Origin of the sequence: Paenibacillus cisolokensis, assembly GCF_050481165.1 — a bacterium.
In the GTDB taxonomy this organism is placed as follows: domain Bacteria; phylum Bacillota; class Bacilli; order Paenibacillales; family Paenibacillaceae; genus Paenibacillus_AH; species Paenibacillus_AH cisolokensis.
The window spans coordinates 37,484-57,718 of record NZ_JBCNFP010000058.1 but is presented as its reverse complement, the minus strand read 5'-3'; the positions used below and the strand labels follow the sequence as shown (position 1 = coordinate 57,718).

At 56.6% G+C, this 20,235-nt stretch carries 21 protein-coding genes, 2 pseudogenes and 1 riboswitch; of the genes and pseudogenes, 6 read left to right on the top strand and 17 right to left on the bottom strand.

All coding sequences use genetic code 11. From position 1 onward, the window contains the following. Positions 1–18: 18 nt before the first annotated feature. The 3 genes from ABEV74_RS10305 to ABEV74_RS10295 all read right to left on the bottom strand — a co-directional run bounded on the left by ABEV74_RS10305 (position 19) and on the right by ABEV74_RS10295 (position 1,145). Complete coding sequence (locus tag ABEV74_RS10305; RefSeq protein WP_430145766.1) at positions 19–780, bottom strand: sulfite exporter TauE/SafE family protein; 762 nt, start codon at positions 778–780, stop codon at positions 19–21. Between the two features lie 62 nt (positions 781–842). After that, entirely contained in the window at positions 843–995 is a 153-nt protein-coding gene (locus ABEV74_RS10300; protein WP_430145763.1) for a hypothetical protein, read from the bottom strand. A gap of 30 nt (positions 996–1,025) precedes the next feature. Continuing rightward, complete coding sequence (locus ABEV74_RS10295) at positions 1,026–1,145, bottom strand: MarR family transcriptional regulator (RefSeq protein ID WP_430145760.1); 120 nt, start codon at positions 1,143–1,145, stop codon at positions 1,026–1,028. A gap of 177 nt (positions 1,146–1,322) precedes the next feature. Here ABEV74_RS10295 and ABEV74_RS10290 point away from each other — a divergent pair, with 177 nt between their 5' ends. Beyond that, the gene (locus tag ABEV74_RS10290; RefSeq protein WP_430145757.1) at positions 1,323–1,469 is read left to right on the top strand and encodes a hypothetical protein; all 147 of its coding nucleotides are present in this window, start codon (positions 1,323–1,325) and stop codon (positions 1,467–1,469) included. A gap of 15 nt (positions 1,470–1,484) precedes the next feature. Here the strand turns inward: ABEV74_RS10290 and ABEV74_RS10285 are convergent, their stop codons facing one another. From ABEV74_RS10285 to ltrA, 10 genes are all read right to left on the bottom strand, one after another. Then, positions 1,485–2,786: a pyrimidine-nucleoside phosphorylase gene (locus tag ABEV74_RS10285; protein ID WP_430145754.1), complete on the bottom strand. Its 1,302-nt coding sequence runs from the start codon at positions 2,784–2,786 to the stop codon at positions 1,485–1,487. A 16-nt stretch (positions 2,787–2,802) separates the two neighbouring features. Then, a complete protein-coding gene (gene deoD / locus ABEV74_RS10280) occupies positions 2,803–3,510 on the bottom strand; it encodes a purine-nucleoside phosphorylase (protein ID WP_062490691.1) in 708 nt (235 codons plus the stop codon). Between the two features lie 25 nt (positions 3,511–3,535). After that, positions 3,536–4,744: a phosphopentomutase gene (deoB, locus tag ABEV74_RS10275; protein ID WP_430145751.1), complete on the bottom strand. Its 1,209-nt coding sequence runs from the start codon at positions 4,742–4,744 to the stop codon at positions 3,536–3,538. 148 nt (positions 4,745–4,892) lie between these two features. Beyond that, positions 4,893–5,285 carry a cytidine deaminase gene (locus tag ABEV74_RS10270; RefSeq protein ID WP_213527531.1) on the bottom strand — a complete coding sequence of 131 codons (393 nt, stop codon included), beginning with the start codon at positions 5,283–5,285 and terminating at the stop codon, positions 4,893–4,895. Between the two features lie 144 nt (positions 5,286–5,429). Continuing rightward, positions 5,430–6,404, bottom strand: coding sequence for a glycoside hydrolase family 113 (locus ABEV74_RS10265; RefSeq protein WP_430145748.1), 975 nt, complete (start codon positions 6,402–6,404; stop codon positions 5,430–5,432). 91 nt (positions 6,405–6,495) lie between these two features. Further along, positions 6,496–7,494, bottom strand: coding sequence for a carbohydrate ABC transporter permease (locus ABEV74_RS10260; RefSeq protein WP_430145746.1), 999 nt, complete (start codon positions 7,492–7,494; stop codon positions 6,496–6,498). 32 nt (positions 7,495–7,526) lie between these two features. Then, a complete protein-coding gene (locus ABEV74_RS10255; protein ID WP_430145802.1) occupies positions 7,527–8,426 on the bottom strand; it encodes a carbohydrate ABC transporter permease in 900 nt (299 codons plus the stop codon). Continuing rightward, a complete protein-coding gene (locus ABEV74_RS10250; protein ID WP_430145743.1) occupies positions 8,426–9,655 on the bottom strand; it encodes a DUF5696 domain-containing protein in 1,230 nt (409 codons plus the stop codon). The genes ABEV74_RS10255 and ABEV74_RS10250 overlap by 1 nt, the downstream gene beginning before the upstream one ends. Positions 9,656–9,670: 15 nt before the next feature. After that, positions 9,671–10,174 (bottom strand): group II intron maturase-specific domain-containing protein, encoded by a 504-nt coding sequence (locus tag ABEV74_RS10245; RefSeq protein ID WP_430145742.1) that lies wholly within the window; start codon positions 10,172–10,174, stop codon positions 9,671–9,673. Positions 10,175–10,200: 26 nt separating this feature from the next. After that, on the bottom strand, positions 10,201–10,956 hold the full coding sequence (ltrA, locus tag ABEV74_RS10240) for a group II intron reverse transcriptase/maturase (RefSeq protein WP_430145799.1): 756 nt from the start codon (positions 10,954–10,956) through the stop codon (positions 10,201–10,203). A 668-nt stretch (positions 10,957–11,624) separates the two neighbouring features. Here ltrA and ABEV74_RS10235 point away from each other — a divergent pair. Further along, complete coding sequence (locus tag ABEV74_RS10235) at positions 11,625–12,419, top strand: stalk domain-containing protein (protein WP_430145740.1); 795 nt, start codon at positions 11,625–11,627, stop codon at positions 12,417–12,419. A gap of 16 nt (positions 12,420–12,435) precedes the next feature. Next, positions 12,436–12,546 (top strand): annotated as a pseudogene (gene abrB, locus ABEV74_RS10230) (transition state genes transcriptional regulator AbrB); the annotation flags it as partial. A 47-nt stretch (positions 12,547–12,593) separates the two neighbouring features. Here abrB and ABEV74_RS10225 read toward each other — a convergent pair. After that, positions 12,594–13,535 (bottom strand): annotated as a pseudogene (locus tag ABEV74_RS10225) (LacI family DNA-binding transcriptional regulator); the annotation flags it as partial. Between the two features lie 1,039 nt (positions 13,536–14,574). After that, positions 14,575–14,658: riboswitch (cyclic di-GMP riboswitch) on the top strand. Positions 14,659–14,717: 59 nt separating this feature from the next. On the opposite strand from ABEV74_RS10225, the gene ABEV74_RS10220 reads away from it, so the two are divergent. Next, positions 14,718–14,903 (top strand): hypothetical protein, encoded by a 186-nt coding sequence (locus ABEV74_RS10220; RefSeq protein WP_430145737.1) that lies wholly within the window; start codon positions 14,718–14,720, stop codon positions 14,901–14,903. A gap of 13 nt (positions 14,904–14,916) precedes the next feature. Here the strand turns inward: ABEV74_RS10220 and ABEV74_RS10215 are convergent, their stop codons facing one another. Continuing rightward, positions 14,917–15,768, bottom strand: coding sequence for a VOC family protein (locus ABEV74_RS10215; RefSeq protein ID WP_430145735.1), 852 nt, complete (start codon positions 15,766–15,768; stop codon positions 14,917–14,919). Positions 15,769–15,975: 207 nt separating this feature from the next. Between ABEV74_RS10215 and ABEV74_RS10210 the strand changes: the two genes are divergently transcribed. Continuing rightward, a complete protein-coding gene (locus tag ABEV74_RS10210; RefSeq protein ID WP_430145733.1) occupies positions 15,976–17,022 on the top strand; it encodes a hypothetical protein in 1,047 nt (348 codons plus the stop codon). 34 nt (positions 17,023–17,056) lie between these two features. Here ABEV74_RS10210 and ABEV74_RS10205 read toward each other — a convergent pair whose 3' ends face one another. Further along, positions 17,057–17,884: an AraC family ligand binding domain-containing protein gene (locus tag ABEV74_RS10205; RefSeq protein WP_430145730.1), complete on the bottom strand. Its 828-nt coding sequence runs from the start codon at positions 17,882–17,884 to the stop codon at positions 17,057–17,059. 114 nt (positions 17,885–17,998) lie between these two features. Here ABEV74_RS10205 and ABEV74_RS10200 point away from each other — a divergent pair, with 114 nt between their 5' ends. Continuing rightward, positions 17,999–20,023, top strand: coding sequence for a beta-galactosidase (locus tag ABEV74_RS10200; protein WP_430145728.1), 2,025 nt, complete (start codon positions 17,999–18,001; stop codon positions 20,021–20,023). Here ABEV74_RS10200 and ABEV74_RS10195 read toward each other — a convergent pair. Further along, complete coding sequence (locus ABEV74_RS10195; protein WP_430145725.1) at positions 20,020–20,172, bottom strand: hypothetical protein; 153 nt, start codon at positions 20,170–20,172, stop codon at positions 20,020–20,022. The two genes, ABEV74_RS10200 and ABEV74_RS10195, sit on opposite strands and share 4 nt — an antisense overlap. Positions 20,173–20,235 lie beyond the last annotated feature (63 nt).

The window sequence follows — 20,235 nt, the reverse complement described above, 5'->3', positions numbered from 1 at the left end:
TTTCGCCTTTATACCGCTCTATAGCAAATCCCACAGCTGCTTGCCGACAAGCAGCGCCGTGACGGCGATAAACAGCGGCCTGACATAGGATGCGCCTCTGCGAATGGCGAACCGGGAGCCGACATAGGCGCCGGCGATCATGGCGAGCCCGAGCGGCAAGCCGTAGCCGATATGAACGGTGCCGAACAGGAGGAAGGTGGCCAGGCTGGCGATATTGCTCGCGAAGTTGAGCACCTTCGCATTGCCCGACGCCGCGACGAAATCGTAGCCGATCAGCAAAAACATAAACAGCAGAAAGGATCCGGTACCGGGGCCGAAGAAGCCGTCGTAAAACCCGATGACGAAAGCGCCGGCGCCGATTAGCGTCCGGCGCATCGGTGAAAGCGTGACGACGCGGCCGGCTCCGCTCCAGCTTTTCTTCAGCACCGTATAAATCAAAATGACCGCCAGCATCCCGACGACCAGCGGCCGCATAAATGCCGACGGGATCAGATGCACCGTATACGTGCCGAGCACCGAGCCGGCGAAGGACAGCGGGAACAGCGCGAGCACCGGCCTGATGTCGATTTTTCCGGACGCGAGAAAGGCCGCGGTGCTCGTGAACGAGCAGAGCGTCCCTGCGAATTTGTTCGTTCCGAGCGCCATGCTGGGCGGAAGTCCGGTCATCAGCAGCGCAGGCACCGTGAGGAGCCCTCCCCCGCCGACGACCGAATCGACGAAGGCGGCCGCAAATCCGACCGCGGCAAGCAGAAGCATGATTTCGAGCGAAGGAATTTCCATTCCCTTTTATCCTTTCCTGCTAAAATTCCGGCAAACGGCTCCGTCATGCCGCAAACCTTGTTCTATTCCGCCGTCCCTTCCCTCAATTTTTTCGCTTCCGCCTGAAAAACGCCCGTACATTTCACCAGAAAGTCCGCCAGCATGACCGTCTCCTCCGGACTATATTCGGAGAAAAGCTTGCCCGTCGCGGCCCGGAACGAAGCCATCAGCGGCACGATTTCCGCTTCGACCTTCTCCTTGTCGGCTTACAGAATCGTTTTGCGGCGGTCCTGCGGAATCGGCTCGCGGCGGACGAACCCGGATTTTTCCAGCCGATCGATGACGGTTGTCGCCGCTCCGGAAGACAGCCCCGCAAGCGCGGCCAATTTCCCCGGCGTATATCATATATTATGCTATGGCGTCGAAGCGGCAGAAGCAGAATCCGTATGTCCCATATATCTCGAAAATCTAAATATTTGGTTTCCAAAACAATTTCATTCCGAAGGAGGCTGTTCGATGCTCCCCTCGCTGACGACCGTACTGAATGCCTTCGTGGTGTTCGGGTGGGCCGAGACGCGGTGCTGCACACCTTGCCCATGAAAGGGCTGCATCTTCCGTCCGCTCGAAATGCCGCCATCTATTTGGTCAAAAACGTTACGTTCATCCCGATTTGCCTCGTTTGCGTGCTGCGGCTCATCCGCTGGGTTTGAGGGCGGCGGCCGCCCTCATTCCGTCACGATGCCGCGTATGAGCGCCGGCGCCTCGGCCTGACCGGCAATCCGGATGCTGGCGTACAGCTTGTCCTTCACCTCGTCCACCGCTTCCCGGTTCGCGTGAATCGTCACGAGCGATTCACCCGCACGGACCGGGTCGCCGACCTTCTTGTTCAGCACCAGCCCGACGGCCAGATCGATCTGCGACTCCTTCGTCGCCCGGCCGGCGCCGAGCAGCATCGCCGCATGGCCGATTTCGTCGGCGGCCATCGCGGCGACGACGCCGTCTTCCCGCGCCGGCACCTCGATCCGGTAAGCGGCCTGCGGCAGCCTGTCCGGATCGTCGGCGACGGCGGGATCGCCGCCCTGGTTGGCGACGAACGTCTTGAATTTCTCCAGCGCCTTGCCCGCGGCGAGCGCTTCCTTCAGCTTCGCCTCCGCCTCCTCCAGCGATGCCGCCTTGCCCGCCAGATAGACCATCTGGCTGCCGAGCGCCAGGCACAGCTCCACCAGATCTTTCGGCCCCCGCCCCTGCAGCGTCTCGATCGCCTCCCGCACTTCCAATGCATTGCCGATCGCAAAGCCGAGCGGCTGGCTCATATCGGAAATGACGGCCATCGTCTTGCGGCCGAGCTTGTTGCCGATGCCGACCATGGCGCGGGCGAGCGCTTCGGCCTCCGCGGCCGTCTTCATGAACGCGCCCGCGCCGGTCTTCACGTCAAGCACGATGGCGTCGGCGCCGGCGGCGATCTTCTTGCTCATGATCGAGCTGGCGATGAGCGGTATCGATTCGACGGTCGCCGTTACGTCGCGCAGGGCATACAGCATCTTGTCGGCCGGCGTCAAATTGCCGGTCTGGCCGATGACGGCGATGCGATGCCGATTGACCAGCCGGACGAACTCCTCCTTGCCGATATCCGTATGGAAGCCTGAGATCGATTCCAGCTTGTCGATCGTGCCGCCGGTATGGCCAAGCCCGCGGCCAGACATCTTCGCCACCGGAACGCCGAGCGAAGCGACGAGCGGAGCCAGCACCAGCGTCGTCGTATCGCCGACTCCCCCGGTGGAATGCTTGTCGACCTTGACCCCTTCGATCGCCGACAGATCGACCGTCTCCCCGGAATGAACCATCGCCATCGTCAAGTCGGCCCGCTCCCGCTCACTCATGTCCCGGAAAAAAATCGCCATCGCCATGGCGCTCATCTGATAATCGGGAATATCGCCTTTCGTATATCCCTCGATCATGAACCGGATTTCGTCCGTCGTCAGCTCCAATCCGTCCCGTTTCTTCGCGATCAAATCCACCATCCGCATCGCCGGATCTCTCCTTTTACAACGAAATCGCCGTTTCCAGCGCCACTTCCATCATGTCGTGAAACGTCGTCTGCCGCTCCTCTGCCGTCGTCTCTTCGCCGGTCAGCAAATGATCGCTGACGGTCAGAATCGTCAGCGCGCTGGCGCCATGCTTCGCGGCGATCGTGTACAGGGCGGTCGTTTCCATCTCGACGCCGAGCACGCCGTACGCCATCAGCTTCTGGACGGCGGTCTTGTCGTCCCGGTAGAACGTATCCGTCGTCAGCACATTCCCGACATGCGGGTTCAGCCCTTTCGCCCTGCAGCGCTCGTAAGCGGCCAGCAGCAGCGGAAAACTGGCGATCGGCGCATAATCGAAGCCTCCGAAAATATGGCGGTTCATACCCGAATCGGTGCAGGCCGCCTGGGCGAGTATAATGTCCCGCACCTTGACATGCTGCTGCATGGCGCCGCATGTGCCGACGCGGATCAGCTGCCGGACCCCGTATTCGGCAATAAGCTCGTGAACGTAGATGCCGATTGACGGAATGCCCATCCCCGTTCCCTGCACGGACACGCGCTTGCCCCGGAATGTCCCCGTATAGCCGTACATTCCGCGCACTTCGTTGTAGCATTGAACATTCTGCAAATACGTTTCGGCGATATGTCTGGCCCGCAGCGGATCTCCCGGCAGCAGAATCGTTTCGGCAATGTCGCCGGGCTTCGCGCCGATGTGTACGCTCATACCGTTCCCTCCCTCTTTCGAATCGTTACCGCAATTCCGCCAAAAAACTGGTCCCGTGCTTCGGCATCGCCACGCCGAAATTGTCGGCCACCGTCGCGCCGACATCGGCGAACGTCTCGCGAATCGGAAGCTGCCGACCGCCGTCCGCAAAACGCGGTGAATAGACGAGCAGCGGCACGCGTTCACGCGTATGGTCCGTTCCTTTGAACGTCGGATCGTTGCCGTGATCGGCCGTGATAATGAGCAGATCGTCAGCGGTCAGCTTGGCGAATACTTCCGGCAGCCGGGCGTCGAATTGCTCCAGCGCTTGCCCGTAGCCTTTCGGATCGCGCCGGTGCCCGTACAGCGCATCGAAGTCGACGAGATTGATGAAGCTGAGCCCGGTGAACGGTTCGTCCAGCGTCCGCACCAGCTTATCCATCCCGTCCATGTTGGATGCGGTGCGGACCGCCTTCGTAATGCCTTCGCCGTCGTAGATGTCGGAAATTTTGCCGAGGGCGATGACGTCGTATCCCGCATCCTTCAGCTCGTTCATCACCGTCCGCCCGAACGGCTTCAGCGCATAGTCGTGACGATTGGCCGTACGCACGAAGTTGCCCGGTTCGCCGACGAACGGGCGGGCGATAATGCGGCCGAGCATGTACGGCTCGTCGAGCGTAATGTCCCGGCAAAACCGGCATATCGCGTACAGCTCGTCAAGCGGCACGACCTCTTCGTGGGCGGCAATCTGCAGTACCGAATCGGCGGAGGTGTACACGATCAAGGCGCCGGTCTTCAGATGCTCCTCTCCGAGCTCGGCGATAATTTCGGTGCCGCTGGCCGGCTTGTTGCCGATCACTTTGCGGCCGGTTTTCTTCTCGATCCGCTTGATCAGCTCGTCCGGGAATCCGTCCGGGAAGACGCGGAACGGCTTGTCGATGTACAACCCCATAATTTCCCAATGGCCGGTCATCGTATCTTTGCCCCGCGACGCTTCATGCATCTCCGTATAATAAGCGAGCGGACGTTCCGCCTGCGGCACCCCCGGAATCGGCCGGATGTTGGAAAGTCCGAGCTTCGCCATATTCGGCATATGAAGCCCGCCTGTTTCACGGGCGATGTGGCCGAGCGTATCGGCGCCGACATCGTCGAATTCGGCCGCATCCGGCGCCTCCCCGATGCCGACCGAATCCATGACGATGAGATGTACCCGTTTGAACGTTGCTTGATCTGCTCTGTCTGTCTGATCTGCCATTTTCACGCTTCCTTTCCGTTTGCATTCTCACCCGCGCCTGACGCGCCTATCGCATCAGTCACGCCGCCGCGCCTGTCACGCCCGCCGCGCCTGTCACGCCCGTCGCGCCTGCCGCACCTGTCGCGCTCGCAGCCGGCCGGCTCTTTCGTCACCCACCCATATCCGCCGCGCGGAAAGCGCCAGGAAGCAGCCGTCCGATCGTCCATTCCTCCGCTTCTCCGCGAATATTCGCCAAATAAACGACCGTCTCGCTATCGCAAAATTCGGCCAGCACCTGCCGGCACGCGCCGCACGGCGAGACCGGACCTTCCGTGTCCGCCACGACAGCGACCGCCTCGATTCGGCGCGCCCCTTCGGACACCGCCTTGAAGACGGCCGTCCGTTCCGCGCAGTTGGTCAGTCCGTAAGAGGCATTCTCGACGTTGCAGCCCCGGTACACCTTGCCGTCCGCCATCACCGCCGCGCCGACCTGGAACCCGGAATAGGGGGCGTACGCCCGCTTGCGCGCTTCGATCGCTTCCTGAATGAGCCGTTCCTTCACCCGTCATGGGCCTCCTTCCGCAATCTTCCATATGTTCAACGCGTTGCGCCAATAACCGCTTGCGCTTCCCCATAACTCTCTCCTCGATTTTACCATAAAGGAAAAGACCGGATCATCTTTACGACCCGGTCCTGCATGATTCGCTTATTTGGTCGTATACCACTCCTTCAGCAGTTGTCCCGCTTTCTTGCCGTATACGTCGAACCCTTTGTTCTGCTTCGCCGCTTCGATGCCGTACAGCTTGACGCTCCAATCCCACCAGAAGAAGCCGCCGAACCACGGTTCATGCCAGAATACTTTCAAGGCGGAGCTGTAAAAGTTCGCTTGCTCCTCTTCGCTGACAGGCAGTTCCGTATGCCGGAAATCCCAGGGCATCGTGGCGCAGCCTGCGGCGCTTCTGCATCCGATCTCCATAAAGAGGACCGGCTTGCCGTATTTCCGATGCAGCCGTTCCAGCTTCTCGCGGACGGGAAGCCAGCGGGCGATCATATTCTCTTCGGTATCGCCCGGTACGGCGCCGACCGGGTAATAAGCGCTCGTGCCGATATAATCCACCTGGTCGAACCACTCGACCCCTTCTTCGGTGCCGTGATTCGCGTTGTATACGATCGGCCCCGCATACGTCCCGCGTACGCGGGCGATCGTCATCGTCCAGCGCGCCGTCTGCGATTCCGTCCTGACCATCTCGCAGCCGACACAGAACATCTCGCACCCGAGTTCCTCTGCAAGTTCCGCGTAATGGACAAGGAAGTTCGTATAGGATTCGAACCAGCGGTCCCAGTACGGATACTTCGGGCTCTCTTCCTCGGGAAACCCGATATGCGCCCGCCAAATGCCGTCGCGCGAGTTGACGACCGGCTTCAAGCACACCTTGAGCCCGAGCCGCTTCGCCTCCCGGATCGCAAATTCCAGATCGCGGTCCGTCACCGTATAGCCGTAATCGAAAGGAATACTGGTGGAATGCACGTGATCCTGCAACGTATCGAACGACAATGCTACCCACTCGCAGCCGTTCTCCTTCAATTTCGTTAACGAATCGACGGCTTGCGGCGTCCGGTAGTCGCCCCGCCGGGAGTTCCAGCCCCACGTCATGCCTTTCATCAATATGCGATCTGCCATTGCGGCCTCCCTTATGGTCTCGTTCCGTATATTCCGTATAATAGAAAGTTCCGGCGGTTCTCCCTTCCGTCGGGCGGTTCCGATCGGACGGTCAGCCTACGACGCCCGTGCGCTCCACGCTTTCGACAAAATAACGCTGCACGAACAAGTACATCGCGATGAGCGGCGCGATCGCCAGCAATATGCCCGTATCGACGATCATCGCCACGTGATTCGGGTCCGCCTTCACATCCGCGTTCGTGCCGATCCCAAGCAAGGCAGGCAGGTATTGGTTCGCGTCGGCCGGCAAAGAATTGACCGACATGAGCGCGCTTTCGCTCATGAAAAGAGAAGCGTAGAACGTATCGTTGTATTGCCATACGAAAGCGAACAACATCACGGTCATCAGCGCCGGAACCGCGTTCGGCAGCATGATCCGGAAAAACGCCGAATAGCCCCCCGCGCCGTCGATGACCGCCGCTTCCTCGATCTCCTTCGGAAGACCGCGGAAGAACTGGCGGAAAATATAGATGTACAAGCCGGATTTCAGCCCGTTGGCCGTCGCCGACGTAATCATGGAAGGCCAGTACGTATTCAGCAAATTGACGCCGTCGCGACCGGTAAACAGCTTGATCAGCCCCATAAAATCCAGATTGCGAAAATGCAGATACATCGGCACCATCAGCGTGCTCATCGGGATCAGAATCGTCAGCACGACGCATGTGAACAGAATGTTGCTGCCCGGAAACGAAAATCTGGCGAATCCGTAGCCGGCAAGCGCGCAGGAGGCGGCCTGCAGCAGCGTCATCACGGCGGCGAACATAAGCGTATTGCCGAGCATCGGCCAATAGTCCAGCACCTTCATCGTCAGCTTGACGTTATCCAGCGTAAAATGAATCGGCACAATATAAATCGTAGGGTTATAAATATCGACGGGATCTTTGAACGCCATCGAAATCCGGCTGAATAGCGGATAAAGAATGACGAATGAAATGCCGATGACGAGAACGTAGAGCGACAGCATCCACAGCCATTCGAGCGACTTGTTCTTCGTCCGCTGCAACCGATAAACCATCGCTTCGTTCCGCGCGATTTTCGCCGTATTTTCCATATGCCCATCCCTCCTCCCGCTCGGCCTCAGTCTCAGTTATAATAAAACACTTTCCGCGAAATCAGCACGCCGATGACGACGAGAATGACGGCGACGACGAGCGTGTACAGCCACGACATCGCCGCGCTGAGCCCGAAATTTTGCGACCGGAACGCCGTCTCGTAGATCTTTTGCGTGACCGGACTGTCCGCGAACGAGTCGATGATCGTATAGATGACATTGGTCAGGATGAGCGGACTCACCATCGGAAACGTAATTTTCCAAAACGCCTCGTAAGCGGTCGCGCCCTCCATCTTGGCCACTTCGTACATCGCCGGCGGAACCGACTGAAGCGCCGCCAGGAAGATCAGAATCTGCACGCCGGAGCTGCGAATGATTTCATAAATGCGCATAACGGCATCCACGAGATACTGGATGAACCATTCCGGCATGCCGGCGCTGTCCAGCAGCAAGATAAAAGAAAGCGTGTCGAATCCGCTTTGCGTCTCGCCGAGTTCCTTGGCCACTTCCGAGCTGCCGGTCAAGCTGATCAGACCGGATGTCTCCGCGGCCGAGATGGCGCCGGAAGCCAGAATGACCGGGAGGAAGAAGACGGCCCGGGCTAACGCCCTTCCCTTGAATTTCTGATTCAGCATCGCCGCCGAGAACAGGCTGAAGAACAGGATGAGCGGGACGTTCCAGGCCATATCCGTCACCGATTCGGTCAGAATCCGGTTAAAATTCGCGTCGACAAACAGCGCTTCTTTAAAGTTCCGAAAACCCGCAAACTGCAATTCGTATCCGCCGGGCGCGACTTTCAGTTCGTTGAAGCTGAAGCTGATCGACTGGATCAGCGGCACCGCGAACAAGAAGACGAATCCGATCAGCCACGGCAGGATAAAGGTAAAGCCGAGCATCGCCCTCTTTTGCGTTAACGTCCATCTTCTCAGCATCATGGGCTCCCACCTCCCACCTCGAAGTCTCGGGGACCGACTCGCGTTCCGCCGACGGTAACCGCTTTGTCCGTATAATTGACGATGACGGAAGCGCCGTTCTCGTATTTCGTCTCCACGACGCCTTCCGCGTGGCGGATATGCGCCGACATTTTTACGGTGCGCAAGCCGGACAGCGCTTCGTTCACTTCCCGGTACATCTCCACCGCCCGGTCGTACCAGGATGCGTACTGGATGGAGAACATCGTGTCGTATGGCGTAAATTTCAGTTTCGACGACGGCTCTTCCGACCACAGGAAATGCGGCGCCGCGCCAAGCTCGACGGCGCGGAGCAGGTGCGTGCGCACATCCTGCTCGTCATCGAGATTGACCGGCTGTCCGGCATAATCGGCGTAGCCGTGAACGACCATCTGATAGAACGGCACCGCTTCGTCCGTAATGTTGAACAGGCTGGTGGAAGTCGGCACGTTCACAAGCTGATCGGCGTAAGCAAGCGCGTACGCGTTGCCGCCGGCGATCAGAAGGTCCGGGTAATGGTCCCGGATCTTGCCCAGCTGTTCCGTGACGACGTTCTTTGCGGTTTCACGGAAGATGACGCGGTTCACGCGGTAATCGGAATGCAGAAGATCGCCGAGATCGCGGAGCGCGACGGCGTCGCTGCCGACCGTTGCATACTCCCGGAGAAAGCGGTCGACATAATAAGGCAGCTTCGCCGGTGACAGCAGGTAATAGGAACCCAGTTCGCGGTCCATGTAATTCAGCGACCGGTTGAACGGCGCGCGAAGCGCCTCTTCGCGGGTTACAAAACGCGCGGCGTCGGAAGCCGGCGTGAAACGGCCTTCATCCTGATACACGCGCTGGAACGCGACATCCGGGTACAGCTTGCCGCCCATCGCCGCCAGCTTGCCGGCCAGCGATTCGAGGTCCGCCTTGCCGCCCAATATGCTGTCGACCTTCACCTTGTCCGGCGTCTCGTGATTCAAGCCTTTATTGAACCAGCCGAGATAGCGCATCCGAATATTGGCGACGCCGTCCGCCCGCAGCCGGTCGGCGATGGCGCCGGCCGCATCGAACGAAGTCATCGCAATCATGCCCTTGTACGGGACGCCGAGGAACGTCTTCCGCTTGTCGACGGCTCCCAGCACTAGAGGAAGGGCTGGGGAATCCAGCCCCTCCTCATCAAACCGTACGTGAGGTTTTCCCTCATACGGCTTTCCGATGTTCGTCATTCATGCGCATTCGATTTACAAAAGCGTCTTTAACCCACACATTTGGCTTAGCCGTTGTACTTCATGCCAGGAACTGCGCCAGTATCTGCGCTGGCTCTTCTTCGCGTACCATTTCATCAATCGCATCCGGATGTACCAATCCAGCTTGGCCATCCATTTTGCGCTGTACGGTGTCGCGTAGTAGTTCCTCCACCCTCGAATCTTCGGATTGAGCCATTCCACGTGTTCCTTAAAGGAAACGTGCCGCATGTTTGGCGGCGCAAGTCTCTCCTTCACCACTTCCCGAATATGCCCCTCCGCTTTCTTGCAGAGCCATTGCTGGGTTGTGTAGTACACGCGGTTTTGACTCGTTGCTGCCTTCGTCTTCCGGTGGTGCATGCCGAGAAAGTCAAACCCTTCCTCTCCCGTCCATAGCCCCACTATCCGCGTCTTCGTCGGATGCAAGGCAAGTTCCAGCCGCTCCATGATCGCCTGAATCAGTTTGTAGGCATGAAGCGCGTCTTTTCTCGTCTTGCACACCACGACAAGATCGTCTGCATACCGCGTTAGTTCTCCGACTTCCTTTCCATGCCTTTTTCCCACAGCATGTCAAAGTAGTTCAGGTAGATGTTCGCCAAAAGCGGTGAGATTACCCCTCCCTGCGGCGTTCCGAGGTCGGAACGCCTTACCGTTCCTTCTTCCATTACACCTGCTTTAAGCCATCCACGGATCAGTTTGAGCATGCGTCTGTCACTGACGCGCATTTCCACCAGTTTCATCAATTTCTCTTGGTTGATGTTGTCGAAGTAGCCTTGGATGTCGACGTCGACCACCCAATTGCCTTTGCGATTGCAGGCTTTGCGGATTCGTTCCAGCGCTTGTTTCGCGCTTCGTTTCGGTCGGAATCCGAAGGAGCATTCCTGAAAATCGGCTTCAAAAATCGGTTCCAGTATGAGTTTTACGGCCATTTGCACGACGCGGTCTTTTACCGTTGGGATGCCGAGCGGACGCATCCGTCCATCTTTCTTGGGGATGTATTGGCGTCGTACAGGTTGGGGACGGTATTTGCCCTTGCGCAGTCGTTCTTGGCATTCTGCGACGAATCGTTCTTCCCCCATCTTCTCGATGTCCGCCAGCGTCTCGCCGTCAATGTCTGACGCCCCTTTGTTCGCCCGTACCCTCCGCCATGCTTCCCATAGGACTTCCTCCCGGTACACCTTGTCGTACAAGGCATGGAATCTTCTGCTCTTGCTTGTCTTGGCAGCATGACCTAGCTTTCCTTGGAGTTGTTGAACTTTTTCCATTGGTGTCGTTAGCCGCATGGCATTCACTCACTCGTACCTCCTCGAAAAGCTTGAACAAAGCAGGGCCCCTTCCCTCCCGCAGGTTGTGTTGTCCTGCGTTCTGCGGTACTATTGGCCCCTCGGACTCCCTTCCTGCAGATGGCTCACTTCACCTTTTGGGCTTATAGAGCATCTTGTTACGAAACGTCTGTTCCGTGCAGGGGACGCGGCAGGATTCACTTCATGTTACGGCCTGACATGTTGCTCGCCCTGTCTCTGACAGGTTCTTCCGTCGATGCGCTTCTGCGCACAGGTTTCTCCGTACACAGGCATCCCAGCTACACGGGGGCTTGGCCCCTCCCGCGACCGGACTTCCACCGGCTAGAAGATGCGTGCTTTCTGGGCACGCCGTTCATTAAAAGTTCTTCAACCTGACTTTGTGAGGAAGGAACACCAAGAAAGAGTCAAAAGGAAACAAGAGGATTACATTTATAAGTAATTGAATTCTGGTAATTGACCCCCCAATTATGAGATGCTTCACTACACAAAAAAAACACATTGACATTACCACAAAAATGAAGTGAGTGTTCCCACTTCATTTTTCTGTAATTTTGTTGCATCTCCATGAACGGAATCGAATTGTAGACAGTGGTGGTAAATATTAGGTATAATGAAGGAGGGCATTAGTCTCAATAGGGGAGGACGCTATGCGAAAATCGACAATTGTATCGTTAATCTTTTTTACAGTGATTTCTGTTTTCTTCGTCCCTAGTAAAATTTTTGCTGACTCATCAGAGTATGTCTATTTGGCAAAAGTATACGATAGCGATTATGAAGCAATAATTGTTCGCAAAAATGGAGACGCTTACTTAATCGAATATGGTGTTGGAGTCATATCTATTTGGAGGTATGAAGGAGAGTTTGTTGTTATTAACTCACCGAGTTTGTTTGCAGGAGTTGGGTCAACCATTGTCTTGCCCGACGAGGATGAAGAAGCTACTATATGGGACGCTGAGTTTTTAGGTAATATTTATGAAACATCAACTAGTGTAACTTTACCTGAACAACCCGTTAAACAAGAGCCTAAACAACCAACCAAGACAACTAAGGCAACTAAGGCAGTTGTTAACGGAAACACTAATCAAGAAGTGAAGGTCTTTTTTAATGACCAGCCTGTTACTTTTAACGGGACGCAGCCTGCTGTCATAAATAATAGAGTGATGGTTCCGTATCGAACAATTGTTCAGTTGATTCCTGGTGCAAGTGTGGTATGGGATAAGAAAAATAAGCTAATCTCAATTTACAATTTAAAGGATGTCGTGAGACTTAAACTTGGAAGCAAGGTTGCTTGGATTAACGGCAAAAAGACGATGCTAGATACCGCTCCTGTAGTTATAAACGGAAGCACTCTTGTTCCTATAAGGTTTCTTGCCGAATCGCTTGTTGCAGAAGTGTATTGGGAGCAAAAGACGAAAACCGTTAATATTTTTTATATGAGATAGGAGAAATGACGGAGGAATGGAGGCAACTGGAATTGTAAGGAAAATAGACGAGCTTGGACGAGTAGTCATTCCAATGGAATTGCGGCGTACCCTTAGGGGTCTGGCATACTCCGACCTCACGACAATATCGACATGGATCAATTTGCGTTCGAATGCGTAATCCCGGTTCATGATTCGCCACAACAATTGATCCACCGCCCGCATGCCGAGCCATTCCTTTTTGACATTGACGGTGGCGAAAATGGGATGCGTTTCGTTGGTGTTGTCGAATCCGGTCACAATGCAGTTTTGCGGCACGTCCAATCCCCGCTTGCGAAGCTCGTCAATCAAAAAAGCGGCGTTCGAATCGTTCGCGCAGACGAACACTTCAGGCAGCTCGTCAAACGTTTCCTTCTGGAACAGCTTGTAAATGTCGTCCGCGTCCGGACCGTTCAAACGGGAATCCTGGTTCAGCGCAATGCCGTACTCTTCGAGCACCGTCTTGAAGGCCAGCCAGCGCTCGTAGAAGCTTTGCGCATATCGAATGTTGCCGACAAACTGAAACTTCCGGTAGCCTTTGCTTACAAGCTTGAGCATCATTTCCCGCATGCCGTTGAAATTGTCCGCAAACACGGTATCGCAGCGGAAGGCCGGATCGACATGATCGACCATGACGACCGGGATGTTCAGGCGGCCGATATCAAGCAAAATTTGCGTCGAGATGGTGCCGATCGTAATAATTCCCCGGATCGCTTCCGGATTGAGCACGGAAAACATGGGATCGCCGGAGGGCTCGGTCAAGGTCAGAATATCCATTCCCTCCTGGTTCAAACGGCTCGTAATCCCTTCGAAAACCGGCCCCCAATAAACCGAATCCTTGTTCTGGTATCGAATATTGGGAAACAGCACGACGATCGTACCGGCCAGCTTGCTGTCTTTAGGCGCCGGAGGCGGGTCATCGGCACCCCGTCTCGATTCGTTATTTTTGAAATAACCGAGCTGCCCCGCCGCCTTTAAAATCAGTTCCCTCGTCTGGGCGCTGACGCCGGGCTTTGAGCTCAACGCGCGGGACACGGCGAATTTGGAGACACCTACAAGATCCGCGATCTCTTGTATTGTCACTTTTTTTCCTTTCATGTCAGCTCATCCATTCATCCTTAGGTTTAGTTTGTCGGTTCTTTCCGTTTCCGGCTGCGTCCTCCTTATACAGCAATATCATAACAAAACGTTTGGTTGTAGAAAACAAAAAATCAAACCCGGAACAAGGAAGGCCGATTCTGCGGAAGCGGCTGCGCAATGGCCGTTCGTTTTGTTATGAAAACACCAAACCAAAAGATAAATTCGACTAAATCCGGCAAGCAGAAGCGATTCCGTCGTACTTGTCTGAGGACGATGCTGTCTCGCGGTGAATGCTTAAACAGGATGGCGGCCGGGCCTTATTCGCTCGCGCCCCCCGCTGGGCCCTTATTGCGACCCGCCAACGTCCTATTCGCTTGCGCCATTCCGGCCGGACACCTGATGCGAAGCTCCAGGCCATTCGCTCACGCCTACCCCGCTGGGCACCCCGCTACAAACCTTCAGAGCCCTTTTCGCTCGCGCCCCCCCGCTGAGCCCTTATTGCGACCCGCCAACGTCCTATTCGCTTGCGCCAATGCCAGCAATCCCGCTGCGAACTGCCCACTAATCCCGAAAATGCTTGCTTACTCCGGTTCCCCGGCGGCTGGTATCCGAAAGATAGAAACCCAATACAAGAGCAAAGTTGCAAAAATACAATTTTTTCGGGCGTAAAATAACCAAAACGCAAAAATTCCTGCGATTATACAATTTTTTTGCCCCGTTCAAGCCAGACAAGCGAAAATCGCCAAAAATTACTGTATTTTTGCAGAATTTTACACCCTAGTCGTCTATTTGGGCTAAAAATCCTGCATTTTTGCAGGATTTTCGCCAAAGAATCTGCCGGGAGAAGGGGGGGGGGCGCTGAAAGGGGGGGCGCTGAAAGAGCGGGACACCGACGTCCAGGGACAATTTGACGAATGGCAGAGTTGGTCAGCTGACAGGAGATAATTAGACGGTAAGACAAGGCACACCGACGCTCCAGCAAATGTTGATCTCATTCGACAAAATCATACAATTTTACACCCTTTTTCCCGGTATTGGGAAGAGCTATAATTGACCTATACATATAGGGAGCTGAGAAGCCAGTACTTACTTTGGGCACTTTGGACTGGTGGAGCTAGTAGTGCAACCGGCCTTCTTTCATCGCGAGAGGGTTTTTTTTATTTTCAGCTGACATCTTGTGTACAGAGGAGGAGTTCTGAAGTGAGACGTTCTCTCGACATAACCGAAATGGTGGAGCAGCTCGGGATTCCAGCCGGCCGTTACCATCTCTGGCTCGCACGGAATCTGGATTCTCGCGCCGCTCCGCTCACGGAAAACTTGGCGGAAGAAGAGACGTGCGTCTCCGAAAATGAAACCGCATTCGTTAAAACGGCATCCGGCCGCTAGCCCATCGTTCTCCTTATGACCGTTTCTTCATCTGCGCCACGACGATGCGGTTGCCGTCCGGATCGAGCAGCGCGAATTCCGACAGATCGTGAAAATGCCGGGGCTCGTCCGCAAGCCGGAAACGTTGGCGGCGGACATACGCCAGCGCGGCATCGAAATCCTCCGTCTCCAAATAAAAAAGCTCGGTGAACGTCTCCCCGTTCAAATGGCGGTTCCGGTCAAGAAGCAGCGCCGCTCCCCGGGCAACCGGGACGGAATAGATCGGCTGCTCCGCCCGGTGTTCGTCGAAAGGTTGTCCGAGCAGCCCGGTATACCAGCGCGCGGCCGTCCGCATGTCCTTCACATCCACGAATACGCCGCCGATCCGGGGCAGGATGGGGCTTTGCGCCGGCAGTTCGGCCTCCTCCGCGCTCGTCCCGGCGGTCCAGCAAGCCATCAGCGCATTGCCCTCCGGGTCGCGGAAATTGAAGCAGGCCATCGTGCCGTGGCGCTCGGGCTCGAAGAACGGCTCCGTCCGTTCCTCCACATAACGGTAAGCTTCGTCGATGTCCCGGGCGGGAAACATAAACCGGGGCATCATCTCCTCCCGCCATTCCGGGTTCTGCCTGTTGGCAGTGTTGGAATCGAGAATAAGATGCGTCCCCGGAAGGTCGAACCAGTACACCGGTCCGCCGTTCAGGCGCTCCTCGAGTATGGGAAGCCCCATCAGGCGGCTGTACCACTCCGCGGCTCGGCGCAAATCCGTCACATGAACGAATACGCTGGCGATCCGGTTTTCCAGCGGAATCGGCCGGAAGGTGCCGGGTGATGACACTGATCCGGGATTTTCCTCCATTTTTCGTTCTCTCCTTTTTTGAAATGCCATACCGTCCTCTTCCTGACCTTGGCATGGAAATATCCGTCTATACCTTGCGGATATAGGATTCGCTTTCGATGTTGGAAATCCTTCCTTAAAAATCCAATATACTGTTGGCGCCGGCCATCTTTTCAAGTATGATCGGAGACATGTAAAGCCATTTTCGCGGCAAGCTGTTCCAGCTGTGCCATTCTGAAGCACGGGGAGATGATTTCGATGAAAGTCGGAGAAGCAAGAACGGCAGCGGCGGAGTGGGTCAGGCAGCATGCCGCGCGGGAGAATTGGTTCCGGGGCGCCTATTTCAGCGGTTCGACGGTTGGGCTTCCCGATGAAGCGGAGCTTCCGGCGGCGTCCGATATCGACATCGTCGTCGTCACGGCGGAAGCCGAGCCGCCGCTCAAGCCGGGGAAACTCATCTACGAGGGCGCATTGCTGGAGATCACCTATCTGTCCTGGAACCTGCTCGCCTCGGCGGAGCAGGTGCTGACAAACTACCATCTGGCGCCCAGCTTTCGCATCGATACGATCTTCGCCGACCCGGCGGGGCATCTGCGCCGGCTGCAAACCGAGGTGGCCCGCCGTTATGCCGGGCGGACCTGGGTGCGCCGCCGCTGCCTGAACGTCCGGCAGAAGATCGAGGACGGGCTGCGGTCGATCGACGCGGACGCCCCCTTGCACGACCGGGTAACCGCCTGGCTGTTCCCGACCGGCATTACGACGCATCTGCTGCTCGTCGCGGCGCTTCGCAACCCTACGGTGCGGCTCCGTTACCTGGCCGCGCGCCGCGTCCTGGTGGAATACGGCCATGACGGCGTCTACCCCGAGCTGCTGGAGCTGCTCGGATGCGCCGGCATGTCTCCGCAGCGCGTCGAACATCATCTCGCCGGGCTCGCCCGCACGTTCGACGCCGCAGCGGACGCCGCCCGAACGCCGTTCTTCTTTAGCAGCGACATTACCGCCGCCGCGCGGCCGATCGTGATTGACGGAAGCCGCGAGCTTATTCGGGCAGGCCATCATCGCGAAGCGGTATTCTGGATCGCCGCGACCTATGCCCGCTGCCACAAAATTTTGGCCGCAGACGCTCCGCCGGAGGTGCGGCAGGCGCATGCTCCCGCCTTCGAAGCGCTGCTCGCCGATCTCGGCATTCCGTCTTACGGCGATCTCCGCCGCCGCGCCGAGGCCGTCATCCGCTTCCTCCCCGCGCTCTGGGAGACGGCCGAGGCCATCATGTCGGCGAATCCGGACATTACGGAGGAGCGGTGAGGCCGCTCCGGCGCATCCGGCCTAGAATTCCGGCCTAAAAAAGCTTTCGGAACCTCTCCGGCGACATGCCGACGATCCTGCGGAAGGTAGCGATAAAGTGGCTGGCATCCCGGAAGCCCGTCAGCCCGGCGACGGATTTGACGGTCAGCTTCCGGTTTCCGGTCAGCAGTTCCTTCCCTTTCCGGATTCTAAGGTGCAACAAATAGTTGTAAGGCGTAATGCCATATGTTTCACGAAACAGCATGTTCAGCATTCGCACCGACACGCCGAGGCATTCCGCCATTTCCGCCAGCCCGATGCCAGGATTTCCGTAATGGCGTTCCAACCAATCGGTCAATGGGCTCAGCTTGCCAAGATTGCGGGAGATGCCCGACGATTTGTGCTGTCGTCCGTATTTGCGAAGCATGATCAGAAAATGATAGGCTTTGGCCGAAGCATTCAGACCGAACCGGTCTTCCTCCCGCTCCAATTGCGCAAGCGTGTCCGGAAGCATCTGCGCGAACTCCGTTCCCGCCTCCCAGTAGTAAATCGCCGAGTTTGTCAACTCGAGGGAATTTACGATTTCCGCAGCCGCTTCCCCGCCAAACGTCAAATACATCGTCTCCCACCGTTCGGCCGTTCGCGTATAAGCATGCTCCTCGTTCGGAAACAGCAGGATGCCGCTATTCTCCGGCAGGCTTTCCCGCCTGCCGCCGATGACAATGCGGCCTTCTCCCTTGACGGTCTGAAGCCAATGAAACAGCGGGTACCCTTGCGGCCGGCTGACGGTTTCCTGGTCATGATTGTAGCCGATCGTCTCCACCTTGATCGGCAAAGGCTGATCATAGCTTGAAGGATAAACCATTCTTCTGTGGCGTGTCATACCGCACAAACCTTTGCAATATTTTTATATGTCCAAACATTTTTATTATATATATCGGCCTGTCTGTTGCGCGTTAAACTGATTATATTCTTACATTACAGGAAGGTGTAAGGGATGATCAACGAAAAGCTTGCGAAAATTTGGTATGGCGGAGATTACAACCCGGAGCAATGGGATACGGAGACGGTCAAGGAAGATATGCGAATGTTCAAACTGGCCGGAATCGACGTCGCGACCGTCAATGTCTTTTCCTGGGCTCTGAATCAGCCGAACGAAGACACCTATAATCTGGAATGGCTCGACGAAACGATCGACAGACTGTACCGGAACGGCATTTATGTATGTCTGGCAACCGGCACGGCCGCTCATCCGGCCTGGATGGCCAAAAAATATCCGGATGTGCTGAGAGTGGATTATCAGGGCCGCAAGCGCGCTTTTGGCGGAAGACACAATTCCTGCCCGAACAGCCCGACCTACCGGAAGTATGCCGAAAAAATGGCCGGGGTGCTCGCCGAACGCTACAAGGATCATCCGGCCTTGCTGATCTGGCACGTCTCGAACGAATACAGCGGATACTGTTATTGCGAACGTTGCGCGGCCGGCTTTCGCGAATGGCTGAAGGCCCGCTACTCGACGCTCGATCATCTGAACCAGGCATGGAATACCCGTTTCTGGGGACACACCTTCTACGATTGGGACGAAATCGTTCCTCCGAACGAACTGAGCGAGGAGTGGGGCGGCAACCGCACGAACTTCCAGGGCATCTCGCTCGATTACCGCCGCTTTATGTCCGACAGTTTGCTTGACTGCTACAAGCTGGAATATCGGGCCATCAAGGAAAAGACGCCGAATATTCCGGTTACGACGAACCTGATGGGCTTCTATCCGGAGCTGAACTACTTCGAATGGGCCAAATCTATGGATGTCGTCTCCTGGGACAACTATCCGGCCATCGATACGCCTGTCAGCTTTACGGCGATGACGCATGATTTGATGCGCGGCCTGAAAGGCGGACAGCCGTTCATGCTGATGGAGCAGACGCCGAGCCAGCAAAACTGGCAGCCGTACAATTCGTTGAAGCGTCCGGGAGTTATGCGTCTGTGGAGCTACCAGGCCGTCGCCCGCGGCGCGGATACCGTCATGTTCTTCCAGCTTCGCCGTTCGATCGGAGCATGCGAGAAATTCCACGGTGCCGTTATCGAGCATGTCGGACATGAGCATACCCGCGTATTCCGCGAAACCGCGGAGCTCGGCCGCGAGCTGCAGCAGCTGGGAGACAAGCTTCTCGATTCCCGCCTCGATGCCAGAGTCGCGATTGTGTACGACTGGGAAAACCGGTGGGCGATCGAGCTGTCCAGCGGCCCTTCCATCGCGCTGAATTATGTCAACGAGGTTCACAAGTACTATGACTCCCTGTTCAGAATGAACATTCAGACCGACATGATCGGCGTCGAGGAAAACCTGGACCAATACGACATTGTCATCGCGCCGGTCCTTTATATGGTGAAGCCGGGCTTCGCGCAAAAGCTGGAACGATTCGTCGCAGCCGGAGGCACGTTTGTGACCACGTTTTTCAGCGGCATCGTTAACGAGAAGGATCTGGTAACGATCGGCGGATATCCGGGAGAACTGCGCCCCTTGCTCGGCATCTGGGCCGAAGAGATCGATGCGCTGCTGCCGGATCAAACCAACCGGATCGTCATGAAGCAGGAGATTGGCGCGCTGAAGGGCAGCTATTCGTGCGGCATTCTGTGCGACCTGATCCACGCGGAAGGCGCAGAAGTATTGGCCGAATACGGCGCCGACTTCTATAAGGGCATGCCGGCGCTCACCCGGAACCGTTTCGGCAAAGGACAGGCTTACTACATCGCCTTCAGCCCGGAAAGCGCGTTCGTGGACGCTCTGCTTGCCAACTTGTGCGAAGAAAAAGGCGTCGCGCCGCTGGCCGACGCTCCGGCAGGGGTTGAGGTCACCCGCCGCTCCAAGGACGGCTCATCGTTTCTGTTCCTGCTCAACCACAACGCCGAGGAAGCAACGGTCAAGGTCGGTCCGGAATATACGCAGGATCTGTTAACGGGACAGGCGGTGTCCGGTGTCATCACGCTCGCGGGCAGAGGCGTAAGCATCTTGTCGAATTAACGATAAAACGACTTGAGCGGCACCATCGATTCTTCCGGCACATAATACTTGAATTTGTTGTCGCTGATTTCGCCAAGCAGCTGGCGTCGGATCGGACTTGCGTCTTTCAGCAGCCGTTCCGACGCCCTGTGGTAATCGATCGGCCGCATCCAGATCGGACTGTAGCCCAGGAACAGCTGCCTTCTTTCGGCGCGCCGCGGATCTGTTAAAAC